The following is a 23,127-nucleotide window of genomic DNA, read 5'->3' on the forward strand; positions in this document are numbered from 1 at the left end:
GTGTGACTGAACGGTCGACGCTCGTCCTGCTGCACGGCTTCACGCAGACCGGGCGCAGCTGGGATCCCGTCGTGGCGGCAATGGGCGAACGCTATCGCGCGCTCGCCCCGGACCTCCGCGGCCACGGCGACAACGGCGACGCGCGCCCCGTCAGCTTCGCGGCGATCGGCGACGACGTCCTCCAGCGCGCGCCGCAGCGATTCGCGCTCGCCGGCTACTCGATGGGCGGCCGGATCGCGCTCGACCTCGCCTTGCGCGATCCGCAGACGCAGCGCCGGATCACGCGGCTGACGCTGATCGGCGCCAGCCCCGGCCTCGCGGACCCCGGCGAGCGCGCCGTCCGCCGCGCCGCCGACGAGGCGCTCGCCGACGAGATCGAGCAGGGCGGCGTCGAGGCGTTCGCGCGCAGATGGGCGGCGCAGCCGCTGTTCGCCGGCCAGCCGCCGCACGTCGCGCAGCAGGCCCACGAGGAGCGCTTGCGCAACGGCGCGCCCGGCCTCGCCGCCTCGCTGCGCGGCGTCGGCACCGGCGCGATGGAGCCGCTCTGGGAGCGACTCCACGACCTGCAGCTGCCGGTGACCCTGATCGCCGGCGCGCGCGACGCGAAGTTCCGCGCGCTCGCGCAGCAGATGGCGGAGCGGATCCCGCACGCGACGATCCACGTCGTCGCGGACGCCGGCCACGCCGTGCAGCTCGAGAAGCCGGCAGAAGTCGCCGCGCTGCTCTGACCACGACTCATCCCCTTTCCCTCCACAAAACGCAGCAAAGCGGCGTAGCGTCGCCGCATGACTCCCTCCGTTTCGCGGTCCGGTCTGGGGTTGCTCATGGCCGGGGCCGCTGCATGCGCGCTGCCGGCGGTCGCCGCGGCCGCGCCATCGCTGTCGGTCGTCGCCAGAGGCTTCGACAATCCCCGCCACGTCGCGCTCGCGCCCGACGGCACGCTCTACCTCGCCGCCGCCGGCAAAGCGGGCGGCCAGTGCATCGGCCCCAGAAGAGACCCGACCTGCATCGGCTTCAGCGGCAAGATCTGGGCGCTGAACCCGGGCAGCGGCGCCAAGCGCGTCGTCCAGGCGGGCCTGCTGTCGCTCGGCGGCCAGGACGGCACCTTCACCGTCGGGCCCGACGGCGTCTCGGTCGCGCCCGACGGCGCGCTCTACACCGTGATCGCCTCCGGCACGCCGAGACAGGTCGCCGGCGCGCCGAGAAGAGCGCAGGCGCAGGCCGGCGAGCTGTGGCGCGTCAGGCCGAGACCGCTGACCGACGTCGCCGCGATCGACAGCTTCGAGTGGAGACACAACTCCGACGGCGTCAACGGCGACCTCAACTCGGATCCGTACGACGTGCTCGCGCTCGCAGACGGCCGTCAGATCGTCGCCGACGCGGGCGCCAACGCGATCCTGGAAGCCCACGGCGGAGCGGTCAGACTGCTCGCCGTCATCAGAGGTCCCGGCAGAGCGCAGCGCGTGCCGACCTCGCTCGCGCTCGGTCCCGACGGCGACATCTACGTCGGCGAGCTGGCCGAGGGCGCGGGCAGCGGCAGAGCGCGCGTGCTGAAGATCCCGCCGAGCGGCGGCACGCCCACCGTCGTCGCGTCTGGCTTCAGCGCGATCACCGGCCTCGCCTTCGGCGGCGACGGCAGCATGTACGTGACCGAGCTGAGCACGAACCTCAGATCGCAGAGCGCGCCCGGCCGCATCACCCGCATCAAGCCCGACGGCAGCCGCACCAGCTTCAGCAGAGGTCTGCTGTTCCCGCAGGGCGCGGCGGTCACCGCCGACGGCGACGTCTACCTGTCGAACTTCTCGGTGCTGCCGGCCAGAACGCCGAGCAGAAGCCCGTTCAGAGGTGCCGGCGGCGAGGTGGTGAAGGTGAGCGGGCTGTGACTTGTTGACAGTGCGTCATTGACCGGGAAGCAGAATATCGGTATTCAACAATCCGTTCCGGGACCGAACGCGAGGACGGCGGTAGACGATGACGGGCGCGCTGTACCGGCTGGGCAAGCTGTGCGTACGACACCGCCTCGCGGTGCTGCTCGCGTGGATCGTCATCGCCGTCGGCCTGGTCGCGCTCGCGGGCGCGCTCGGCTCGCAGGCGAGCGACAACATCAGCCTCCCGGGCACCGGCTCGCAGCAGGTGACCGACCTGCTGCAGCGCGGCTTCCCCGACCAGGCCAACGGCTCCAGCCCGATCGTGCTGCGGGCGCCGAAGGGCGCGAAGATCACCGACGGCAGATACAGCACGCCGATCCAGCAGACGGTCGACGGGCTGACGAAGGACGAGTACGTCGCGAAGGTGATCAGCCCGCTCGACAGAGCGGGCGCGGCGCAGATCTCCAGAGACCAGACGATCGCGTACGTCTCGGTCTTCCCGAACCGGTCGCTGGGCGACATCACGCTCGACGACGGCCAGGCGATCCTCGACAAGGCCGACCCGGCGAAGGCGGCCGGGCTGAGCACCTCGGCCGGCGGCCCGCTCGGCTCGAAGCTGAGCAAGCCGGAGACGGAGCAGAGCGAGGTCGTCGGCCTCGCGATGGCGCTGATCGTGCTCGCCTTCACGTTCGGCTCGCTCGTCGCGATGGGGCTGCCGATCCTCTCGGCGCTGGTCGGCGTCTTCGCGGGCGTCTCCGGGATCACGCTGCTGAGCCACGTGACGGAGGTGCCGACGACCGCGCCGACGATGGCGATCATGCTCGGGCTCGGCGTCGGGATCGACTACGCGCTGTTCATCGTCACGACCCATCGCGACACGCTGTCGAGAGGGATGGACCCGGGCGAGTCGGTCGCGCGCGCGGTCGCGGCCTCCGGCGGCGCGGTCCTGTTCGCCGGCAGCACGGTCGTCGTCGCCGTCTGCTCGCTCGCGGTCGCCGGCATCCCGCTGGTGACGACGCTCGGCCTCACGACCGGCCTGATGGTCGCGATCGCGATCGTCTGCGCGCTCACGCTGCTGCCGGCGATCCTCGCGCTCGTCGGGCCGCGCATCAACCACCTCCCGCTGCCCGGTCGCAGACCGGACGCGGCCGTCGACATCGAGCACAACCGCTGGGCGCGGCTGGCGCGCTGGATCACCCACCATCCGGCGATCGCGGTCGTCGGCGCGCTGGCGATACTGATCCCGCTGACGATCCCCGCGCTCTCGCTCGAGTTCGGCCAGGCCGACACCGGCGCGCTGCCGCAGGAGGAGACGGCGCGGCAGGCCTACGACGACATCACGACCGGCTTCGGCGTCGGCGCCAACGGCCCGATCGTCTTCGCCGCCAGACTGGCGAGAGCGGCGCAGCCGGACGACCCCCAGCTGGCGAGCCTGCAGCAGGCGATCGGCAGAGTCGACGGCGTCAAGGCGGTCACGCCGGTCGCGCTCGACGGACCGGGCCAGATCGCGACGTTCAACGCGATCCCGACGACCGCGCCGTCGGACTTCGCGACCCAGGACCTCGTCAACACGCTGCGCGACACGACGATCCCGAACGAGACCAGAGGCGAGGGGATCGACGCCTTCGTCGGCGGCTCGACGGCCGCCTCGATCGACCTCGGCGAGGAGATCTCCGACAAGCTGCCGGAGACGATCGCGGTGATCATCGGCCTCAGCTTCATCCTGCTGACGATCGCCTTCCGCTCGCTGCTGATCCCGTTGAAGGCGGCGGTCTGCAACCTGCTCTCGATCGGCGTCGCCTACGGCGTCGTCGTGATGGTCTTCCAGTACGGCTGGTTCGCGGGCGCGGTCGGGCTCGACGGGGCGGTGCCGATCGTCAGCTACCTGCCGCTGCTGATGTTCGCCGGCCTCTTCGGGCTCTCGATGGACTACGAGGTCTTCCTCATGAGCCATGTTCAGGAGCACTACAAGGAGGGCCGCAGCGCGCGTGACGCGATCGTCGTCGGGCTGGCCGAGAGCGCGCGCGTGATCACCGCGGCGGCGCTGATCATGGTCTCCGTCTTCGCCTCGTTCGTGCTCAACGGCGACCCGACGATCAAGCAGTTCGGCATCGGCCTGTCGATCGCGGTGATCGTCGACGCGACGATCGTGCGCTGCCTGCTCGTGCCGGCCGTGATGGTCGTGCTCGGCAGAGCGGCGTGGTGGATCCCCGGCTGGCTCGACCGGATCCTGCCGCACATCTCCGTCGAGGGCCACGGCTACTTCGAGAACGAGGACCGCCGCGGCGGCCCGCCGTCGACGCCGACGCCGCCGAGCGCTACGCCCGGACCCCCAGCCCCGGTCCCGTCGGAACCCGCATGAAGCCGTCCTCGACCGCCAGCGCGGGGTCGAGGTCGAGGTCTGCGAACGCTGAGAGGGTGGCGAGGCCGCACGGCCGCGTCGGCTCGATCGCGGCGGCGGCGTGCAGCGCGCCGGCGATCCCGAGCGGCCCGTCGAAGGTCGAGGCGAGGAAGACCTCGCTGCCGGCCGCGCGCGCCTGCTCGGCCGCCTCGACCAGGCCGGAGATGCCGCCGCAGCGGGTCAGCTTGAGGCAGACGAGCCGCGTCGCCCCGGAGCCGACGGCGCCCGGCTCGACGCCGCTCTCGTCCATCGCCACGGCCGTCTGCGGCAGCGCCGCCTGCAGCTCGCGCAGCGCCGCGACGCCGTGGACCGGCTCCTCGACCAGCTCGAACGGCGCCAGCGCGCGCAGCGCCCGCTCCGCCTCCGCCGGCGTCGCCCAGGCGCCGTTGGCGTCGAGCCGCAGCGCGACCGCCGGCCCCAGCGCCGCCCGCACGGCCGCGACCCGCGCGACGTCGTCGCCGACGCCGACCTTCAGCTTCACGCAGCGGTGGCCGGCCTCCGCCGCGGCGGTCGCGGCGCGCGCGGCGGCGGCGGGATCGGTCGCGCCGACGACCGCGTTGACGGCGACGTTGGCGCCCGCCTTCCCGCCCAGCAGCGCGGCGACCGACGCTCTCAGCCGCCGCCCCTCGCGGTCCCAGAGGGCGAGGTCGAGGGCGGCGACCGCCTGCGGCAGCACGGCCGCCTCGCGGCAGTCGGCCAGCACCTGGTGCAGCGGCCGGCCGTCGGCCTCGCGCACGATCGCGCGGCAGTCCTCCAGCGCGGCGCGGACGTCGTCGAGCGCGACGCCGTCGTAGGACTCCAAGGGCGCCGCCTCGCCGGCGCCGGCGATCCCGTCGGCGCCGATCACGAGCACGTCGAGCAGCTCGCGCTCGGCGATCGTGCCGTGCGCGGTCTCCAGCGGCCGCTTCAGCCGCAGGCGGCGCGGGGCGATGGCGAGATGCATCGTCCGCGCCGTGCCCGGCCTAGGAGAGCAGCACGCCGGCCGACAGCAGGACGCAGAAGATCAGCTCGAGCATCCCGGTTCTGGCGAGCGCCTCGTTGAGCGTCGGCCCGTCGGTGCGGTTTCTGACGATCCGCACCGCCTGCGCGGCCAGCGGCACCGTCAGCAGCGGCAGCAGCACCCACGGCGCCAGCGAGCCGAAGAGCCACGTGACCGGCGTCAGCAGGTAGGAGCCGTAGACCATCGCCGCGTAGAGCACGCGGGTGCGCGTGCGGCCGAGCCGCACCGCGAGCGTCTTCTTGCCGGCCCTGCGGTCGGTGTCCATGTCGCGGTAGTTGTTGACGACGAGCACCGCCGAGGCGAGCAGGCCGACCGGCACCGCGAGCGCGAACGCCTCCCATTCGAGCGTCTCCGTCTGCACGAAGTAGGAGCCGGCGACGGCGACGATCCCGAAGAAGAGGAAGACGAACAGCTCGCCGAGGCCGTCGTAGCCGTACGGCCGCGGGCCGCCGGTGTAGAGCACGCCGGCGATGATCGAGGCGACGCCGACGAGCAGCAGCTCCCAGCCCGCGACGGCGATCAGGTACGCGCCGCAGACGGCCGCGAGCGCGAACGTGACATAGGTCGCGATCAGCACCTGGCGCGGCGGCACGAGCCCGCCGGCGGTGACCCGCACCGGCCCGAGGCGGTCCTCGGTGTCGGCGCCGCGGCGGGCGTCGGAGTAGTCGTTGGAGAGGTTCGCCCCGACCTGGATGAAGAGCGCCCCCAGCACCGCCGCGACGAACCGCAGCGGGTGGAAGGTGTCCTCGAAGCCGGCCAGCGCGGTGCCGACCAGCACCGGCGCGAGGCCGACCGGCAGCGTGCGCAGGCGCGCCGCCATCAGCCAGATGCGGATCGGGTTGGCGGATGCGGTGTCGGCGGACATCGTGCTCAGCGTACGGGCTACGGGCGGCGCGGGAAGTTGGAGAAGTCCGGCTGGCGCTTCTCGAGGAAGGCGGTGCGGCCCTCTCTCGCCTCGTCGGAGCCGTACAGCAGCAGGTTCGTGTCGTGCGCGAGCTGCTGGATGCCGGCGTAGCCGTCCTCCTGTGCGTTGAAGCTCGACTTCACCAGCCGCAGCGCGAAGGGGGAGAGCGCGAGCATCTCACGGCACCACTTGACCGTCTCCTCCTCTACCTGGTCGAGCGGCACGACGGCGTTGACGAGGCCCATCTCCAGCGCCTCCTGCGCGTCGTACTGACGGCACAGCAGCCAGATCTCCTTCGCCTTCTTGGTGCCGACGAGGTCGCGCAGGACGCTGGCGCCGAAGCCGCCGTCCCACGAGCCGACTCTCGGGCCGGTCTGGCCGAAGCGGGCATTGTCGGCCGCGATCGTCAGGTCGCAGATGACGTGCAGCACGTGGCCGCCGCCGATCGCGAACCCTCTCACCATCGCCACGACCGGCTTCGGCAGCCGGCGGATCTGGACGTGCAGGTCGGTCACGTGGAAGCGCCCGACTCTCGCGACGCCGCCGACTCTGTAGCCGGAGTCGCCGCGCACGCGCTGGTCGCCGCCGGAGCAGAACGCCTTGTCGCCCTCGCCCGTGAGGATGATCGCGCCGACGCTCGTGTCCTCGCGGGCGCGCTCGAACGCGTCGGACAGCTCGATCACCGTCTCCGGCCGGAAGGCGTTGCGGACCTCCGGGCGGTCGATCGTGATCTTCGCGATCCCGTCTCCGCTCAGCTCGTAGCGGATGTCCTCGTAGTCGGCGGCGGATGTCCAGGTCGCGGGCAAGTCGGGCGTCTCCTTCGTGCGGGGCTGCGATCAGGGACACTAGATGGTCGATGGTCGATCTCGACGCATGGCTCCCGCGCAGCGCCGCGCGCCGGCCCGATCACCCGGCCCTGATCGCCGCCGACGGCACCGTCGTCACGTACGCCGAGCTGCACCTGCGCGCGCGCCGCGCCGCCGCCGCGCTGCACGCGCGCGGGGTCGGTCCCGGCGACCGGGTGGCGCTGCGGCTGGCGCCGGGGCCGGGCTTCGCGACCTGCGTCCACGCGGTGCTGGGGCTGGGCGCGGCGGTCGTGCCGATCGACCTGCGGCTGAGCGGGGAGGAGCAGGCATTGCGGGCCGCGGGCGCGCGGACGGTCGTGGAGGAGCCGCTCGACGGACCCTCCTCCGCCGAGGCCGCCGCCCTGCGCGGGGCGCCCGAGCGCGCGCTGCTGGAGCGCTTCGACCCGTCGGCGGTCGGGACCGTCCTGCACACCTCCGGCACGACCTCGGCGCCGAAGCCGGTCGAGCTGACGATCTCCAACTGGCTCTGGAACGCGCTCGGCTCGGCGCTCGCGCTCGGCCTCGACGCCGAGGACCGCTGGCTCTGCACGCTGCCGCTGAGCCACGTCGGCGGCCTCTCGATCCTGCTGCGCAGCGCCGTCTACGGCACGACCGTCGTGCTGCACGAGCGGTTCGAGGCGGCGCGCGCCGCCGCCGCCCTTGCCGACCCGGCGCTGCGCGTGACGCTCGTCTCGCTCGTCGCGACGACGCTCCAGCGCACGCTCGACGCCGGCCTGACGCAGCCGCCGGCGCTGCGCTGCGCGCTGATCGGCGGCGGGCCGCTCGCGCCGGCGCTGGCCGCGCGCGCCGCCGCCGCCGGCATCCCCGCCGCGCAGACGTACGGCATGACCGAGGCCTGCTCGCAGGTCTGCACCGGCGCGCCGGGCGAGCCGGAGACGGTCGGCCACGCGCTGCTCGGCCAGCGCGTGACGCTCGCGCCCGACGGCGAGATCCTCGTCGCGGGGGAGACGGTCGCGCGCGGCGCGCTCGCCGCCGACGGCTGGCTCCACACCGGCGACCTCGGCCGCTTCGACGCGAACGGCCGCCTGATCGTCAGCGGCCGCAAGTCCGATCTGATCGTCAGCGGCGGCGAGAACGTCGCGCCGCAGGAGGTCGAGGCGGTCCTGCTCGCGCACCCGGCCGTCGCCGACGCGGGCGTGTACGGGCGTCCAGATGACGAGTGGGGGGAGGCGGTGGCGGCGGTGGTGGTCGTCCACTCCCCGGTGGGGGAGGCCGACCTGCGCGCCCACGTCGCCGCCCACCTCGCCCGCTTCAAGGTGCCGAAGTCGATCTCCTTCTCAGCCGACCCGCTGCCGCGCACCGTCTCAGGCAAGCTGCTGCGCCGGCAGCTGAGATAGCCTCGCCCGATGACCGCCTCACCGCCCGATCCCGACGAGCTGCGCGCCTCGATCCGCGCGCTGTGGGAGCGCTCGGCCGACGGCTGGGCGCAGAGCAACGGCCGCTTCACCGCCGCGACGCTCGCCGTCTCGCACTGGCTCGTCAACGCGATCCGCCCGCAGCCCGGCCAGCACCTGCTGGAGCTGGCCGCCGGCATCGGCGAGACCGGCTTCCTCGCCGCCGAGCTGATCGAGCCCGGCGGCGTGCTCGTCTCCAGCGACGGCGCCGAGGCGATGGTCGAGGCGGCGAGAGCGCGCGCCGAGGAGCTGGGGCTGAGCAACGTCGAGTTCCGCCCCGTCGACCTCGAATGGATCGACGCCAGAACGGCCGAGTTCGACGGCGTCCTCTGCCGCTGGGGCTACATGTTCGCGGTCGACCGCGAGGCCGCCCTGCGCGAGACGCGGCGGGTGCTCCGCCCCGGCGGCCGGGTCGCGCTCGCGACCTGGACCGCGCCCGAGCGCAACCCGTGGGCGATGCTGATCCGCGAGGCGCTCTACGACGCCGGCCTGACCGACGCGCTTCTGCCGCCGAGCCCGAGCCCGTTCGACCTCGCGACGCCCGCGATCCTCGGCACGCTGCTGGAGGACGCCGGCTTCGCCGAGATCGAGACGGCCGAGGTCGAGCTGACGTTCCCGTACGCCGGCGTGATCGACTACTTCAGCGAGGCCGTCGCGATACTGCGACCGCTGACCGATCTCGTCAGCGGCCTCAACGAGGCACAGCTGAAGGACCTGCGCGCGCGGCTGGAGCAGAAGGCCGCCCCGTACGAGCACGCCGACGGCAGCCTCTCGCTCCCCGGCGTCGCGCTCGTCGCGGTCGCGGAGGCGTAGGCCGCCGGGCTGCGGCCCGCGCGCCGCGCCTCAGCTCGCGCGCGCCGGCACCGGCTGGAGCGTCCCCGGCTCCGGCACCTGCGGCGTCGGCCGCCCGTCGCGCAGCCGCGCCCGCTCGACCGCCGCCGTCTGCACGTAGCTGACGTGGCAGGAGCCGTGCGTCAGCACGCGCGGCGCGAGCCGTCGGCCGGCGCGCACGAAGGCGACGCAGGCGCGGAAGCGGCGCGCGTCGGCGGCGCTCCAGCGCAGCCCGTACAGCTCGCGCACCCGCGGCGGCAGCGCGCCGCGCATGATCGCGTCATGGATCCGCTTCGCGAGCGCGCGACCGCGGCCCATCGGGATCTCGAACGCGATCGCGCGGCCGGTGTAGCGCGCCTCCGGCGTCAGGTGCATCTCGTCGCTCGCGAGCCGCTGGCCGAACCACGCGCGGAACTCGGCGTAGGAGCGCGGCGCGGCCGATGCCGGCATCCCGAAGAGGATCCCGAAGCGGCGGTACTCCTGCCACAGCTGGTCGCGCTCGGCGGCGCTCAGCTCGCGCACGAACAGCTCGTAGAAGACCTGCGCCGAGTCGAACGTGACCGCGACCGTCCACAGCATCAGCTCGGGGTCGAAGGCGGCGAACGGCGTGCCCGCGGCGTACGGGCCGGAGTCGTGCTGCAGCTCGCCGCTGACGCGCTCGTGCATGCGGTCGACGCGCGCCAGCATCCGGTCGGCCTCGGCGCGGCTGCCGAAGAAGACCGTCTCGAACGCGTCGGCGGTGCGCTGCAGGCGGCGGAACGGCGCGCGCCGGCCGGCTGAGGACTGGATCGTGCCGACGAAGTTGCGCGGGTCGAGCGCGCCGACGGCGAGCGCCCGCTGACCGTAGAAGAGGCCGACGACGCGCTCCTCGTGCACGGCGCGCAGCAGCGACCGCCCGCGCGGGAAGTAGCCCTCGTCCGTCATCTGCCGCTCGATCTGACCACGGGTGCTGTCAGTCTTGCGCGTCGGCGCTGTCGCTGTCAATGGCTGACGCTCCGGAAGCTGTTGCCATGTGGGCTTCCGCTACCCTGCCGCGTCATGTACTACGACGACGACGCTGATCTCAGATTTCTCGACGGCAAGACCGTCGCGATCATCGGCTACGGCTCCCAGGGCCACGCGCACTCGCTGAACCTCAAGGACTCCGGCGTCCAGGTCGTCGTAGGCCTTCGTCCCGGCTCGTCGAGCGTTGCCAAGGCCGAGGCCAACGGCCTCGAGGTGCTGTCGCCGGTCGACGCCGCCAGCAAGGGCGACGTCATCATGGTGCTCGTCCCCGACGAGCTGCACCACGACGTCTACGAGGACATCAAGGACGGCGTCGCGACCGGCAACATGCTGCTGTTCGGCCACGGCTTCTCGATCCACTACGGCGAGATCGTGCCGCCGGAGGACGTCGACGTCGCGCTCGTCGCCCCGAAGGGCCCGGGCCACCTCGTCCGCCGCCAGTACACCGAGGGCTCCGGCGTCCCGGGCCTGATCGCGATCCACCAGGACGCGACCGGCACCGCGAGAGACATCGCGCTGGCGTACGCGAAGGGCATCGGCTGCACCCGCGGCGGCGTGATCGAGACCTCGTTCCGCGAGGAGACCGAGACCGACCTCTTCGGCGAGCAGGCCGTCCTCTGCGGCGGCACCTCGGAGCTCGTCCGCGCCGGTTACGACACGCTCGTCGACGCCGGCTACGACCCGCGCCTGGCCTACTTCGAGGTCCTGCACGAGCTGAAGCTGATCGTCGACCTGATGTACGAGAAGGGCATCGCGGGCATGCGGTACTCGATCTCGAACACGGCCGAGTACGGCGACATCACCCGCGGCAGACGCGTCGTCACCGACGAGACCCGCAAGGCGATGAGAGAGATCCTCGGCGAGATCCAGTCGGGCCAGTTCGCGCGCGAGTGGATCGCCGAGAACCGCGCCGGCCAGGAGAACTTCAAGCGCATGCGCGAGGAGCAGGCCGGCCACCAGGTCGAGGTCGTCGGCAGAGAGCTGCGCGCCCAGATGGACTGGATCGACACGGCGTTCCACGAGTAGCGCCCACACTCTCGCGAGAGCGCGGTCGCTCCGCCGCTCTCGCAGATCCTTTGAAAGTTCCCGACGGGCGCCCTTCGCGGGCGCCCGTCGTCGTTCTAGGCCCCCGCCCGCGCCAGCGCGCGGTCCATCGCCGCCGGCGGCGACTCCAGCACCGGACCGTGGCCGGTCGCCAGCCGCGCCGGATCCAGCCCCCGCAGCGCCCGCGCGCTCGCCAGCGCCGTCGGCCGGTGCCAGGACGAGGCCGGGCAGGCGCGCGTGCAGCGCGTCGAGCGAGCCGGCGTGGTCGACGTGGCCGTGCGTCAGCACGATCCGCGCGATCGGCTCGCCGAGCCCCTCCGCGGCGGCGACCAGTGCGTTCGCGCTGCCGCGCACGAGCGTGTCGACGAGCGTCAGCCCGTCGTCCTCGCGCACGAGGTAGGCGTTGACGGCACCGAAGCGCGTTAGCTGTGTGAGATGCGCACCGTGGCTGCTGGTCTTCATGACCGAGACGCTAGTCTCTGCGCGCCGCCAATGACGACGATTGAGGACATCCCGGGCATGACCGACAGACTGAAGATCCTGGTCAAGGAGAAGCTCGCCGACAGCGGCGTCGCGATGCTCAGAGAGCACTTCGACGTCGACCTCGGCGACAGCTGGTCCGACGAGGAGTTCCGCACCAGACTGCCGGAATACCACGGCATCCTGATCCGCTCCGCGACGAAGATGACCGAGGAGTACATCTCGCTCGGCACGAGCCTGCGCGTGATCGGGCGCGCCGGCGTCGGCGTCAACAACGTCGACGTGCCGGCCGCGACCAGACGCGGGATCGTCGTCGCCAACGCGCCGCAGTCGAACGTGATCACCGCCGCCGAGCACACGATGGCGCTGCTGACCTCGCTCGCGCGCAACGTGCCGCAGGCCGACGCCTCGCTCAAGGCCGGCAAGTGGGAGCGCTCGAAGTTCGGCGGCGTGGAGCTGTTCGAGAAGACGCTCGGCGTCGTCGGCTTCGGCCGCATCGGCCAGCTCGTCGCCGAGCGCGCGAAGGGCTTCGGCATGAGAGTGGTGGCGTATGACCCGTTCGTCGGGGCCGACCGCTACCGCGAGCTGGAGGTCGAGAAGGCCGACAACAGCTCCGACGTCTACAAGGTCGCCGACTTCATCACGATCCACCTGCCGGTCACGCCCGACACGAAGGGCTGGCTCGACGCCGAGGCGTTCGCGCAGATGAAGGACGGCGTGCGGATCATCAACTGCGCCCGCGGCGAGCTGGTCGACGACGCCGCCCTGCAGGCCGCGCTCGACTCCGGCAAGGTCGCCGGCGCCGCGCTCGACGTCTTCCCGAGCGAGCCGATCACCGACTACCCGCTGTTCGACGGCTACCCGCAGGTCGTCGTGACGCCGCACCTCGGCGCCTCGACCGCCGAGGCGCAGGACCGCGCCGGCGTCCAGACCGCCGAGCAGGTGATCGCCGCGCTGACCGGCGGCACCGTCACGACCGCCGTCAACATCCCGGCGATCGCGCCCGAGGACATGGAGGTCCTGAGCCCGTTCGTGCCGCTCTGCCAGCAGCTCGGCAAGCTCGCGATCTCGCTCGTCGACGGCACGATCGACAAGCTGGAGCTGGAGTTCTTCGGCCGCATCGGCGCGCGCGACACGCGCCTGCTGTCGATCGCCGTCCTGCAGGGCGTCCTCACCGGTCACACCGAGGAGGAGGTCAACCAGGTCAACGCGCCGTCGATCGCCGAGCAGCGCGGGATCGAGGTCGTCGAGTCCAAGCGCGAGACCGCGCAGGACTTCAACGACCTCGTGCGCGTGACGGTCGTCTCCGGCGGCCTGCGCCAGCGCGTCGTCGGCACCAACGTCGGCCGCCGCAACCGCCCGCACCTGCTCGAGATCTGGGGCCAGCGCTTCGATCTGCAGCTGGAGAAGAACCTCGCGCTCTTCTCCTACTCGGACGTGCCGGGCATGATCGGCCGCGTCGGCTCGGTCTTCGGCGACAGAGGGATCAACATCGTCTCCGCCGCCGTCGGCCGCACGCCCGGCGACGACGACGGCCCCGGCGAGCACGCCGTGATGGTCGTCACGACCGACGCGCCGGTCGATCCGACGGTGATCGACGGGATCGTCGCCACCGACGGCTTCGTCTCGGGCCGCGCCGTCAACCTCTAGGACGGCAGGGCCAACAGGGCGGCGCGAGATGGGACATCCGCGCCGCCCACCCGCGGGAACACTCGCTCAGGGGCTTCTCTAGACCAGGAGCAGGAGCGATGGAGACAGCGACCGCGGGTGAGAGAGCCGGCACGCCGCCGGCCGAGCTGAAGCAGAACGCGCTCGGCTACCTCTCCAACCTCGTCATCGGCGTCGCCTCGACGGCGCCCGCCTACTCGCTCGCGGCGACGCTCGGCTTCGTCGTCGCGGTCGCCGGGGTGGGGGTGCATGCGCCTGCGGTGCTGCTGGTCTCGTTCGTGCCGATCCTGTTCGTCGCGGCGGCCTACCGCTACCTCAACAAGGCCGACCCGGACGCCGGCACGAGCTTCTCGTGGGTGACGCGCGCGATGGGCCCGCACCTCGGCTGGCTCAACGGCTGGGCGATCTTCGTCGCCGACGTGATCGTGATGGCGACGCTGGCGCAGATCGCCGGCCGCTACACGTTCCTGCTCGTCGGCTGGCACTCCGCCGCCGACTCCAACGGCGCCCAGATCGCGGCGGCGGTCGTCTGGATCGCGCTGATGACGTGGATCTGCTGGCGCGGGATCGAGCTGTCGGCGCGGATCCAGACCGCGCTGCTGTCGGCCGAGATCGCGATCCTCGCCGCCTTCTCGGCCGTCGCGCTGACGAAGGTCTACCTCAACCACCCGGCCGGCTCGCTGACGCCGCAGCTGGACTGGTTCAACCCGTTCGCGCTCGGCTGGGGCGCGCTCGTCGACGGGATCCTGCTCGGCGTCTTCATCTACTGGGGCTGGGACTCCGGCGTCGCCGTCAACGAGGAGTCCGAGGACAAGGCGGAGGGGCCCGGCCGCGCCGCGGTCGTCTCGACGCTGCTGCTGCTGGCGATCTACCTCGTCGTCTCCGCCGCCGCGCAGGCCTACAGCGGCACGGCGACGCTGACCAACAACCCCGACGACGTGCTGAGCGTGCTCGGCACGCAGGTGTTCGGCTCGCCGTGGGACAAGCTGCTGATCGTCGCCGTGCTGACGTCGGCGTCGGCCTCGACGCAGACGACGATCCTGCCGACCGCCCGCACGATGCTGTCGATGGCGCGCCAGCGGGCGATCCCGACGCGCTTCGCGCACATCCACCCGCAGCACCAGACGCCGGACACCGCGACGCTCTTCATGGGCGGCCTGTCGATCGTCTGGACGGTCGGCGTGATGGCGCTCAACCCGGCGCAGAGCGTGCTCGGCGACTCGATCACGGCGCTCGGCTTCGCGATCTGCTTCTACTACGGCTTCACCGGCATCGCCTGCGCGATCTACTTCCGCCACGAGCTGCGCCGCAGCGTCCGCAACCTCGTGCTGGTGGGGATCGTCCCGCTGCTCGGCGGGCTGATGCTGTTCGGCATCTTCGTGAAGGCGCTGACGTACTACTCGAAGGCCGGCGCCAACTACGCGCCGCCGATCCTCGGCATCCAGGTGCCGATCGTGATCGGGATCGGCTCGCTGCTGCTCGGCGTCGTCGCGATGCTGCTCGCGACCGCTCCCTACCGCGCCTTCTTCCGCCGCAAGCCGGAGGTCGCGCCGCCCGGGTTCCTCGACGTACCCACTTCTGGCCGTGGCGGGGCGCCCGCTTCGACGCCATCGTCGGCTGGATGAGCATCTCGTCCCGACGCATCGCGGGCGCGCTTGCGGGCGCGCTCGCGACCCTCACGGCCGTCGCCGTCCCGGTCGCGCTGGCCGCACCGGCCGCCACCACGCCGCCTTCGATCAGAGGATCGGTCGCCTTCGGCGCGACCGTCAGCTGCGAGCCCGGCCAGTGGAGCGGCGGCCCGGTCTCCTTCCGCTACGACTGGATCGTCAACGGCAGCTCGCGCGGCAGCGGCAGGACGTTCGCGATCGACGACCCGTACTACAAGGGCTATCCGCTCGCCTGCCAGGTGACGGCGACCGACGCGGCGGGGGAGAGCGCGACCGCCAGCTCGCCGGGCGTCCAGCCGGGGCTCGGCACGATCACGGTGACAGGCGTCCGCTTCAGAGCTGCGAAGAGAGGGCGGATCGTCGTCACCGGGAAGCTCGGGCCGAGAGCGGTCTTCACCAGATGGGGCGGCGCCGAGGTGATCCTGCGCCGCAGCGTGCCGCGCCGCAGAGACGGCGCCTTCTTCCAGCTCAGCGCCAGCGTCAGAGCAAAGCGCGACGGCAGCTTCCGCGTCGTCGGGATAGACGCGCCGGGAAGGTGGGCGATCCACCTCGACGTGATCCCCGCCGCGATACAGCTCTACAGCGCGCCGCGGGTCACGCGCACGGTGACGGTCACGCGCGGCGGGCTCGGCTGCGGCGGCTGCTCCGTGCTCGGCTGAGCTGGTAAGCTCGGCGCACTCATGTCGCGCCTGCTTGCCCTTCGACTTCTTCTCCTCCCCCCTCGGGGGGAATAGTGCGTGGCGGCCGCGTAGCCGCAAACCCAGCGAGAAGATTCGAAGCACCGAGCCGATAAGGAAGAGCACGACATGACTCCCGCAGAGCAGGACCCCAACCGAGTACTGATCTTCGACACGACGCTGCGCGATGGCGAGCAGTCGCCGGGCATCTCGCTCAACACGAGCGAGAAGCTGGAGATCGCTCAGCAGCTCGCGCGGCTCGGCGTCGACATCGTCGAGGCCGGCTTCCCGATCGCCTCGCCGGGCGACTTCGAGGCGGTCCAGACGATCGCCCGCCAGGTCGAAGGTCCCGTCATCGCCGGGCTCGCGCGCATCCACGTCGGCGACATCGACGCCGCAGCGAACGCGATCAGAGACGCCGCGCGACCTCGGATCCACACGTTCGTCTCGACCTCCGACATACACATCGAGCACCAGATGCGCTCGACGCGCGAGGACGTCAAGGGCCTCACGCGCGCCGGCGTCGCGCACGCCAAGTCGTACGTCGACGACGTCGAGTTCTCGCCGATGGACGCGACCCGCTCCGACGTCGAGTTCACCGCCGAGGTGCTGCAGATCGCGATCGACGAGGGCGCGACGACGATCAACATCCCGGACACCGTCGGCTACACGATGCCGCACGAGTACACGGCCTTCCTGACGCGCCTCTACGAGCTGACGCCGAGCCTCAGAGACGTCGTGCTGTCGGTCCACTGCCACGACGACCTCGGCCTCGCGGTCGCCAACTCCTTCGCCGGCGTGCTGGCCGGCGCGCGCCAGGTCGAGTGCGCGATCAACGGCCTCGGCGAGCGGGCCGGCAACGCCTCGCTGGAGGAGATCGTGATGCTGCTGCGCACGCGGCAGGCGGACATCGGGTTGAGCACCGGCGCGGTCACGACCGAGATCGCCCGCACCAGCCGCCTCGTCTCGCGCATGACCGGCTACGCGGTCCAGCCGAACAAGGCGATCGTCGGCCGCAACGCCTTCGCGCACGAGTCCGGCATCCACCAGGACGGCGTGCTGAAGAACCGCGAGACGTACGAGATCATGGACGCCCGGTCGATCGGGCTGGAGTCGAACTCGCTCGTGCTCGGCAAGCACTCCGGCCGCCACGCGCTGAGAGACGCGCTGGCCGACATGGGCATCGTCGTCGACGGTCAGGCGCTCAACACCGCCTTCAAGCGCTTCAAGGAGATCGCGGACAAGAAGAAGCAGGTCACCGCGATGGACCTGGAGGCGCTCGTGACCGACGAGCTGCGCGAGGAGATCCCCGCGTTCGGCCTCGAGTGGTTCGAGGTCGAGGCGTCGTCGAGACGCCCGCCGCACGCGACCGTCGCGATCTCGATGCCCGACGGCAGCGAGGCGACCGGCAGGTTCACCGGCGACGGCCCGATCGACGCGGTCTTCCACGCGATCAACGCGGCGACGAACATCGACGCGAAGCTGCGCGACTTCCGCATCGACGCGATCACCAGCGGCCAGGACGCGCTCGGTGAGACCTCGGTCGTGCTGGAGGTCGACGGCGTCAGCGGCTCAGGCCAGGGCGTCTCGACCGACATCATCGAGGCCGCCGGCCGCGCCTACGTGCGCGCGCTCTCCAACGCCGTCCGCCGCCGCTCGATCGCGGCCGAGGCGGAAGAGGCGACGGCCGCCGCCGCAAACCGCATCACGACGCCGTAGCCCGGCTCGCTCGCTCGTGCCGCCGGCGGTCTGCCGCGGGCGGCACGCGACGCGTCAGGCGAGCGCGGCGCCGCTGCAGCCGCGGTGCGGCGCGAGCCGCACCGCCTCGCGCTCGATCGCGCTGAGCGCCCGTCTCGACAGCGGGCGCTCGGCCAGCGGCTCGACCGCGACCTCCAGCGTTCTGCCGCGCTTGCGTCCGCGCCACAGCGCCGCGGCCGCGCCGTCGAGCAGGACGACGCCGGGCCCGTTGATCGCCGCGAAGGCGCGTCTGCGCTGTGCCGGATCGGGCAGCAGCAGCTCGCGGTCGCGCGCGAGCAGCAGCGGATCGCCGGGGGCGAGCAGGATGGCGCCGGCCTGCGGCTCGGCGTCCGCGAGCGCTTGGACGTCGTCGGCGAGCAGCCAGGCGCGGCGAGGTCTGGCACTGCCGTCGTCGCTCGCGATGCCGACCTCCGCCAGCTCCGTCTCGACCAGCGCCCACGCCGCCCGCGCCTGGCTCGGCGTGATCCCCGCCCATGGTGCGAACAGCGCCGGCGTCGAGGGTCCGTACCAGCGCAGGTAGCGGCGGACGAGGTCGGCGGCGGCGCTGTCCCCGTCGACTGGGCCCGCGCCGGATGTGTCGCCGTCGCCCGCGTCGGACGCGCCGTCGCCCGCGCCAGCCGCGCTGGACGCCCACGCGCCGGCCGCGCTGGACGCCCACGCGCTGGGCGCGCTGGCGAGCCATTGGTCGGTGCGGGCGAAGAGCGGCTGGCGGCCGGCTCTGCCGGCGATGCAGAGGAGGCCGTGGAGGCCGGCGGCGACCAGCAGACCGCGGCGCGCGTGGTGGGACTGGCAGCCGTCGCACCACGGCAGCAGCGGCTGCGGCAGCCGTTCGCGCAGCTCGGCGTGGAGGTCGTCGCGGCTCAGCTCGGCGCCGTCGAGCGCGGCCGCGAAGGCCGGCAGCGCGGCGTCCAGCGCGGCCGCGGGCTCGGCCAGCTCGCCCGCGTCTGGCAGCACCCGCGGGCCGAGCACGGCGCGCCAGCCGTCGGCGTCGGCGCCGGCCGGTCGCAGCGCGCGCGTGTAGGCGACCACCTCGGCCGCGGGCACGATCGCCGTCGCCGTGCGCGGGTTGTAGAGCGCGACCGCGCTGCGCTCGTCGTGCAGCGCGGTGTCGAGCGCGCCCGCGTCGAGCGCTTGCGACCGCGCCGCCAGCGCGACCGCGGCCGTCCCCGGCGGCGAGTCCTGCAGCGCCCAGCTCGCGAGCGGCGCGAGCGGATCGCCGCCGTCGCCGCGCGGTGCGAGACCGTGCGCGGCGAGCCGGAACGCGACCGCCTGGGCGGGGGAGATCTCCATCGTCGCCACGCTACCCGGCCCGCCGTCGCGGGCGCTTGGAGGAACGCGACAGCGTCACCGTTAACGCTGGCGCAACCTGACGCCGACGCGCTGTCACTAGCGTCGCGCTCGCGATGAGGCGACAGCCGTCCACCCACCTCCGGCGCGCGACGATCGGCGCTGTCGTCGCCGTCTCCGCCGCTGCCGTCCCGGCCGTCGCCGCGGCCGTCCAGCCGACCGCGACGTTCCAGGCCGGCGGCGTGACGATCGCCTCGTTCGGCAGCTTCGACGAGTGGTGCGAGCCGACCGCGACGGAGGAGCAGTCGCAGCTGTGCATGACCGGCGACCTCGACGCCGAGCCGCTCGAACCGCCGCTGCAGACGACCTTTCCGCTCAGCGGCATCGTCGACTTCAGCGCGGCGCCCGAGCAAGTCGACGGGGCGCTGCTGGACGAGCAGGAGGTCGAGCTGCCGCAGCCGGTCACGCTCACGCGAGTCGACGCCGACAGCTGGGCGGTCGCGGTCGCAGGGCCGTACGCGGCGCCGGTCAAGCTGCGGCTGTGGGCTGACTTCGTCGTCACTGGCGAGGCACAGGACGGCGGCGGCTCGTGGGAGGGGACGCTTCTGCTGAAGCCGCCGGCCCCGGTCGCGAAGACGCCGGCCGCGGACACGCCGCCCGCACCGGCACCCTCGGGCGAGAGCCCGCAGAGAGCGGCGATCGTGCTCGTCGGCGCGGTGCTGCGCAAGCGGGCGGTCGTCGCGAGGGTGCGCGTCAACGTCGCCGGCGAGCTGCGCGCGCGGCTGAGCCAGGGCCACGCGACGCGCAGGGTCCGCCGCCGCGCCGGAGGGCCGGGCGTCCACCGCATCGTCGTCCCGCTCCCGCGCCCCGAGGACCGCACCGCCCCGACGCTGAGCATCCGCCTCACCGCCGCCGACGGCACCACCGCCCGCGTCAGACGCCTCGTGCGCTGACCCACCGGCACGCCCCGCGCGTCGCTGTGCGTCGGGAGCCGCCGCCCGCCACCCGCCGTCGCGACGCCGCTGCTCCGCCACGCGCCGAGAGCCGGGCGCCCGCGCGCGCCCTCAGTCGCCGCGCGCGAGCGCGAGGCCCTGGCGGTAGCCGGCGGCGAGCGCCTGCTCGGCGGGTGCGTCGGGCTCGTGGCCGATCCAGCCGCCGGAGAGCGCGGAGGCGGCGACGCGATCGGGCGCGACGACGGTCACGCGGGCGCCGCGGCGGCGCAGCGTCAGCGCCTCCAGCGCCGCCGCCGAGCGCGAGGTGGTGCGCACGACGCCGTGGGGCGCGGCGTCGCCGCCGGTCGAACCGGTCGGGTTGAGCACCAGCACGCGCGTCTCGCGAGCGGCGGGCGCGACGTCGATGCTGGTCGGGCTCCAGAGGCCGCCGTCGACGTACTCGTGCCCCTCGATCGTGACCGGCCGATACAGCCACGGCACGCTGCAGGACGCCTGCACCGCCTCGGCGACCGTCGCGTTCGGCGCGCCCGGCGCGCCGAAGACGACCCGTCGCCCGCTCTCGCGCTCGACGCAGACGATCCGCAGCCGTCCGTCGAAGCGCAGCCCGTCGCGCGCGATCCGCGCGCCCAGCTCGTCGAGCGTGGCCGTCGGCGTCTCCAGCCTGCCGAGCACCCCGGCCCGCACGAGCGCACCCGGCGGCCGCGTCGCCGCGAGCGCGTACGGCGCCAACGGCCCACCCGCCGCGCGCGCGACCTTGCCCGCCCCCGCCGGCAGCGCCCCCAGCAGCCGCCGCGCCCGCCCGCGCCGCGCCACATCCGCGCCCGCCTCAGCATCGTCCGCGTCCGCGCCGGCATTTGCGTCATTCGCGCCGTGGTTTGCGTCAGTGGCGCCGCGATCTGCGGGATCCGCGCCGGCTGTTGCGGCATTCGCGCCGCGACCTGCGCCATCCGCGCCGGGCTCGCGCGCGGGCCGCGCCGGCTCGCGTCCCGCCAGCAGCCCCGCCGCGACGATCGCGCCGGCCGAGGTGCCGATCGTCTGCTCGACGGCGGCGAAATCGAGGGAGGCGCCGTCGGCCAGGCCCGCCAGCACGCCCTCCATCCAGCGCTGCGCCAGCGCGCCGCCCGCGCCGAGCACGAGCACGTCGGGCTGGGCGATCACGGAAGGGGGGTGTCGGCGGCCGGCGCGTCGGCGGCCGGCGGCGTGCGCGCGTCGGCGCGCTCGGCGCTCGCAGCGGCCGGCGCGTCGCCGCCGCGCGGGGCGCTCAGTCTCGCCGCCCAGGCGGCGTGCTCGTCCGCGCTCATCGCGAACGGGATGAACAGCTCCAGCAGCGCGCCGGCCAGCTCCTCGGGCGAGTGCTCGGCGCCGGACGCGGCGAACGAGTTGTGCAGCCCGAGGCCGTCGGTCATCGCGACGAACAGGCGCGCGCCCTCGGCCGGGCGCGGGGAGCCGGCGGCCTCGAGCGCCGCCTCGGTCACCTCGGCGTAGGTCGCGACGCACTGCTGCGCCGCCGCCTGCAGCCGCGGCCTGCGCGACGCCTCCAGGTACAGCTCCCACTGCACGCGCTTCAGCGGCACCGGCCACGGCGAGCCCTCGGCCAGCTCGCGCGCGAACAGCGTCGCGATCTCCAGCGGCGCCATCGTGACGCCGCGCAGCTGCTCGGCGAGCGACCTCAGCCGCGCCGCCTCCTCGCTGACGAACAGCAGCAGCGCGTCCTCCAGCAGGTGGTCGATCGACTCGAAGTAGTAGGTCGTCGTCGCGAGCGGAACCCGGGCCGCTTCGGCGACGGCGCGATGGGTCGTCGCCTGGACGCCGCGCTGGTCGATCACCACGAGCGCGGCTTCGAGCAGCTCGCGCCGGCGGCGCTCGCCGCGCGCCCGGCGCACCTTCGTCGCACTGGCCATCCCGTCGGATCTTAGAGGGAACGCAACAATCATTGCTGGACTTTTGTCCAGCTAACCGCTTAGAGTCTCCCGGGCCGGTCGTGCGATCCCGCACATCGCGGGCTGGTCGAGTCACAATGGCACGCACGGGCGACGGCACCGCCGCCGCCCGTGATTGGAGGAAGACGTGGAAGAGGAACCGCGAGAGCGCGGGGCGCAGCCGCCCCGCGAGGTCCCGATCGCGCGCGACGGCATCCCCACAGGGGATGAGCGCCCGCCTGCCGATCCGCATGCGGAATTGGCCAAGCTCGACGCCGAACTGGGCGCCGCGACGTCCGGCGCGGGCTTCGACCGCCGCCGCTTCCTCGCGCTCGGCGGCGCCGGCGCGCTCTTCTGCAACCTTGCCGCCTCCGGCAACCTCACGGGCGATCCGAAGACGACCCGCAAGGCGGTCGCCGCGGCCGACAGAGCGGCGGCGAAGGTCAAGCGCCCCAGACGCGTCGCGCTCGACCCGCGCGACAAGGACAGATACCCGACGCCGCAGCCGCAGCCCGGCGGAACCGCGCGCGAGTACTGGATCCAGGCCCGCTCGGTGATGTGGGACTGGGCGCCGACCGGCCGCGACGAGTGGATGAACGCGCCGATCCCGAAGAAGAGCAAGCGCCAGTTCCGCGGCTTCGTCTACCAGCTCTACAGCCCCGGCTTCGCGGAGCCGGTCGCGCCCGCCTCGATCCCCGGCCCGACGCTCCACGCCGAGGTCGGCGACACGCTCGTCGTCCATCTCCGCAACGGCGACAGACACTTCAACCAGGCGATCACGATGCACCCGCACGGGGTCAAGTACAACCCCGACTACGACGGCTCGTACTTCGGGCCGTTCACGCGCGTCGGCGGCTTCATCGCGCCCGGCGAGGAGTTCACCTACACGTGGGAGGCGACGCCCGACTCGGTCGGCGTCTGGCCCTACCACGACCACGGTCCCAACCACACGCTCAACAGCTTCCGCGGCCTCTTCGGCGCGATCGTGATCCGCGAGAAGGGGGCGAAGGCGCCGGACGTCGAGGAGATCGTCTGGTTCCACTCCTTCGGCCCCGAGGTGACCGGCCTCAACCGCTTGATCCACTGCATCAACGGCCGCGCCTACGCCGGCAACACGCCGACGTTCCGCGCGAAGGTCGGGCAGGACGTCGCCTTCCACGTGATCGGCGGCAACAACGACTTCCACACGTTCCACATCCACGGCCATCGCTGGAAGGACTCCGGCGGCGTCGTCAACACGGACACGCCGACGGTCGGCCCGTTCGAGACGATCAGCGCGCGCTTCCACGAGGACAACCCGGGCCGCTGGATGTACCACTGTCACGTGATGTCGCATCAGGACGCCGGCATGGCCGGCTGGTACATCGTCGATCCGGCATGAGCACGAGCCGGGTCCACATCGAGA

Annotated in this window: 19 protein-coding genes and 1 pseudogene; 12 read left to right on the plus strand and 8 right to left on the minus strand. The window is 73.0% G+C overall.

Annotation, left to right across the window (positions count from 1 at the left end; translation table 11 throughout):
* The first annotated feature begins 2 nt into the window (after nucleotides 1-2).
* The 3 genes from menH (at nucleotide 3) to Q7L73_RS13325 (ending at nucleotide 4,230) form a co-directional block, all read left to right on the plus strand.
* Nucleotides 3-728, plus strand: a complete 726-nt coding sequence (gene menH, locus Q7L73_RS13315) for a 2-succinyl-6-hydroxy-2,4-cyclohexadiene-1-carboxylate synthase (protein WP_304690169.1) — start codon at nucleotides 3-5, stop codon at nucleotides 726-728.
* A 96-nt stretch (nucleotides 729-824) separates the two neighbouring features.
* On the plus strand, nucleotides 825-1,883 hold the full coding sequence (locus Q7L73_RS13320; RefSeq protein WP_304690174.1) for a ScyD/ScyE family protein: 1,059 nt from the start codon (nucleotides 825-827) through the stop codon (nucleotides 1,881-1,883).
* An 88-nt stretch (nucleotides 1,884-1,971) separates the two neighbouring features.
* Nucleotides 1,972-4,230 (plus strand): MMPL family transporter, encoded by a 2,259-nt coding sequence (locus tag Q7L73_RS13325; protein WP_304690176.1) that lies wholly within the window; start codon nucleotides 1,972-1,974, stop codon nucleotides 4,228-4,230.
* Here the strand turns inward: Q7L73_RS13325 and Q7L73_RS13330 are convergent.
* From Q7L73_RS13330 to menB, 3 genes are read right to left on the minus strand one after another with little or no spacing between them, the layout of a single operon-like run.
* Complete coding sequence (locus Q7L73_RS13330; RefSeq protein ID WP_304690178.1) at nucleotides 4,187-5,212, minus strand: mandelate racemase/muconate lactonizing enzyme family protein; 1,026 nt, start codon at nucleotides 5,210-5,212, stop codon at nucleotides 4,187-4,189. The genes Q7L73_RS13325 and Q7L73_RS13330 overlap by 44 nt on opposite strands.
* Before the next feature lie 19 nt (nucleotides 5,213-5,231).
* Entirely contained in the window at nucleotides 5,232-6,134 is a 903-nt protein-coding gene (locus Q7L73_RS13335; protein ID WP_304690180.1) for a 1,4-dihydroxy-2-naphthoate polyprenyltransferase, read from the minus strand.
* A 17-nt stretch (nucleotides 6,135-6,151) separates the two neighbouring features.
* Nucleotides 6,152-6,979: a 1,4-dihydroxy-2-naphthoyl-CoA synthase gene (menB, locus tag Q7L73_RS13340; protein WP_304690183.1), complete on the minus strand. Its 828-nt coding sequence runs from the start codon at nucleotides 6,977-6,979 to the stop codon at nucleotides 6,152-6,154.
* A gap of 50 nt (nucleotides 6,980-7,029) precedes the next feature.
* Between menB and Q7L73_RS13345 the strand changes: the two genes are divergently transcribed.
* Together Q7L73_RS13345 and Q7L73_RS13350 are read left to right on the plus strand one after the other, a co-directional pair.
* Nucleotides 7,030-8,376: an AMP-binding protein gene (locus Q7L73_RS13345; protein ID WP_304690186.1), complete on the plus strand. Its 1,347-nt coding sequence runs from the start codon at nucleotides 7,030-7,032 to the stop codon at nucleotides 8,374-8,376.
* 9 nt (nucleotides 8,377-8,385) lie between these two features.
* Nucleotides 8,386-9,246: a class I SAM-dependent methyltransferase gene (locus Q7L73_RS13350; protein WP_304690190.1), complete on the plus strand. Its 861-nt coding sequence runs from the start codon at nucleotides 8,386-8,388 to the stop codon at nucleotides 9,244-9,246.
* A gap of 30 nt (nucleotides 9,247-9,276) precedes the next feature.
* Here Q7L73_RS13350 and Q7L73_RS13355 read toward each other — a convergent pair whose 3' ends face one another.
* Nucleotides 9,277-10,188, minus strand: a complete 912-nt coding sequence (locus Q7L73_RS13355) for an oxygenase MpaB family protein (protein WP_304690196.1) — start codon at nucleotides 10,186-10,188, stop codon at nucleotides 9,277-9,279.
* 114 nt (nucleotides 10,189-10,302) lie between these two features.
* On the opposite strand from Q7L73_RS13355, the gene ilvC reads away from it, so the two are divergent.
* On the plus strand, nucleotides 10,303-11,295 hold the full coding sequence (gene ilvC, locus Q7L73_RS13360; RefSeq protein WP_304690199.1) for a ketol-acid reductoisomerase: 993 nt from the start codon (nucleotides 10,303-10,305) through the stop codon (nucleotides 11,293-11,295).
* 234 nt (nucleotides 11,296-11,529) lie between these two features.
* On the opposite strand, the pseudogene Q7L73_RS28740 reads toward ilvC, so the two are convergent.
* Nucleotides 11,530-11,775, minus strand: a pseudogene (locus tag Q7L73_RS28740) (MBL fold metallo-hydrolase); the annotation flags it as partial.
* Nucleotides 11,776-11,805: 30 nt separating this feature from the next.
* On the opposite strand from Q7L73_RS28740, the gene serA reads away from it, so the two are divergent.
* The 4 genes from serA (at nucleotide 11,806) to Q7L73_RS13385 (ending at nucleotide 17,524) form a co-directional block, all read left to right on the plus strand.
* Entirely contained in the window at nucleotides 11,806-13,443 is a 1,638-nt protein-coding gene (gene serA, locus Q7L73_RS13370) for a phosphoglycerate dehydrogenase (RefSeq protein WP_304690205.1), read from the plus strand.
* Between the two features lie 98 nt (nucleotides 13,444-13,541).
* On the plus strand, nucleotides 13,542-15,086 hold the full coding sequence (locus tag Q7L73_RS13375) for an APC family permease (RefSeq protein WP_304690207.1): 1,545 nt from the start codon (nucleotides 13,542-13,544) through the stop codon (nucleotides 15,084-15,086).
* Entirely contained in the window at nucleotides 15,083-15,787 is a 705-nt protein-coding gene (locus Q7L73_RS13380; protein ID WP_304690209.1) for a hypothetical protein, read from the plus strand. The genes Q7L73_RS13375 and Q7L73_RS13380 overlap by 4 nt, the downstream gene beginning before the upstream one ends.
* Nucleotides 15,788-15,934: 147 nt before the next feature.
* Entirely contained in the window at nucleotides 15,935-17,524 is a 1,590-nt protein-coding gene (locus tag Q7L73_RS13385) for a 2-isopropylmalate synthase (RefSeq protein WP_304690210.1), read from the plus strand.
* Between the two features lie 54 nt (nucleotides 17,525-17,578).
* Here Q7L73_RS13385 and Q7L73_RS13390 read toward each other — a convergent pair whose 3' ends face one another.
* Complete coding sequence (locus Q7L73_RS13390) at nucleotides 17,579-18,853, minus strand: DNA glycosylase AlkZ-like family protein (RefSeq protein WP_304690212.1); 1,275 nt, start codon at nucleotides 18,851-18,853, stop codon at nucleotides 17,579-17,581.
* A 113-nt stretch (nucleotides 18,854-18,966) separates the two neighbouring features.
* Here Q7L73_RS13390 and Q7L73_RS13395 point away from each other — a divergent pair, with 113 nt between their 5' ends.
* Nucleotides 18,967-19,803, plus strand: a complete 837-nt coding sequence (locus tag Q7L73_RS13395) for a hypothetical protein (protein ID WP_304690215.1) — start codon at nucleotides 18,967-18,969, stop codon at nucleotides 19,801-19,803.
* Nucleotides 19,804-19,914: 111 nt separating this feature from the next.
* Here Q7L73_RS13395 and Q7L73_RS13400 read toward each other — a convergent pair whose 3' ends face one another.
* Both Q7L73_RS13400 and Q7L73_RS13405 read right to left on the minus strand, forming a co-directional pair.
* The gene (locus Q7L73_RS13400) at nucleotides 19,915-20,961 is read right to left on the minus strand and encodes a patatin-like phospholipase family protein (protein ID WP_304690217.1); all 1,047 of its coding nucleotides are present in this window, start codon (nucleotides 20,959-20,961) and stop codon (nucleotides 19,915-19,917) included.
* Nucleotides 20,958-21,704, minus strand: a complete 747-nt coding sequence (locus Q7L73_RS13405; protein WP_304690219.1) for a TetR/AcrR family transcriptional regulator — start codon at nucleotides 21,702-21,704, stop codon at nucleotides 20,958-20,960. The genes Q7L73_RS13400 and Q7L73_RS13405 overlap by 4 nt, the downstream gene beginning before the upstream one ends.
* A gap of 166 nt (nucleotides 21,705-21,870) precedes the next feature.
* Between Q7L73_RS13405 and Q7L73_RS13410 the strand changes: the two genes are divergently transcribed.
* Entirely contained in the window at nucleotides 21,871-23,103 is a 1,233-nt protein-coding gene (locus Q7L73_RS13410; protein WP_304690223.1) for a multicopper oxidase domain-containing protein, read from the plus strand.
* Nucleotides 23,104-23,127: the final 24 nt, after the last annotated feature.

The organism is Conexibacter sp. CPCC 205762 (genome assembly GCF_030646155.1).
In the GTDB taxonomy this organism is placed as follows: Bacteria; Actinomycetota; Thermoleophilia; order Solirubrobacterales; family Solirubrobacteraceae; genus Conexibacter.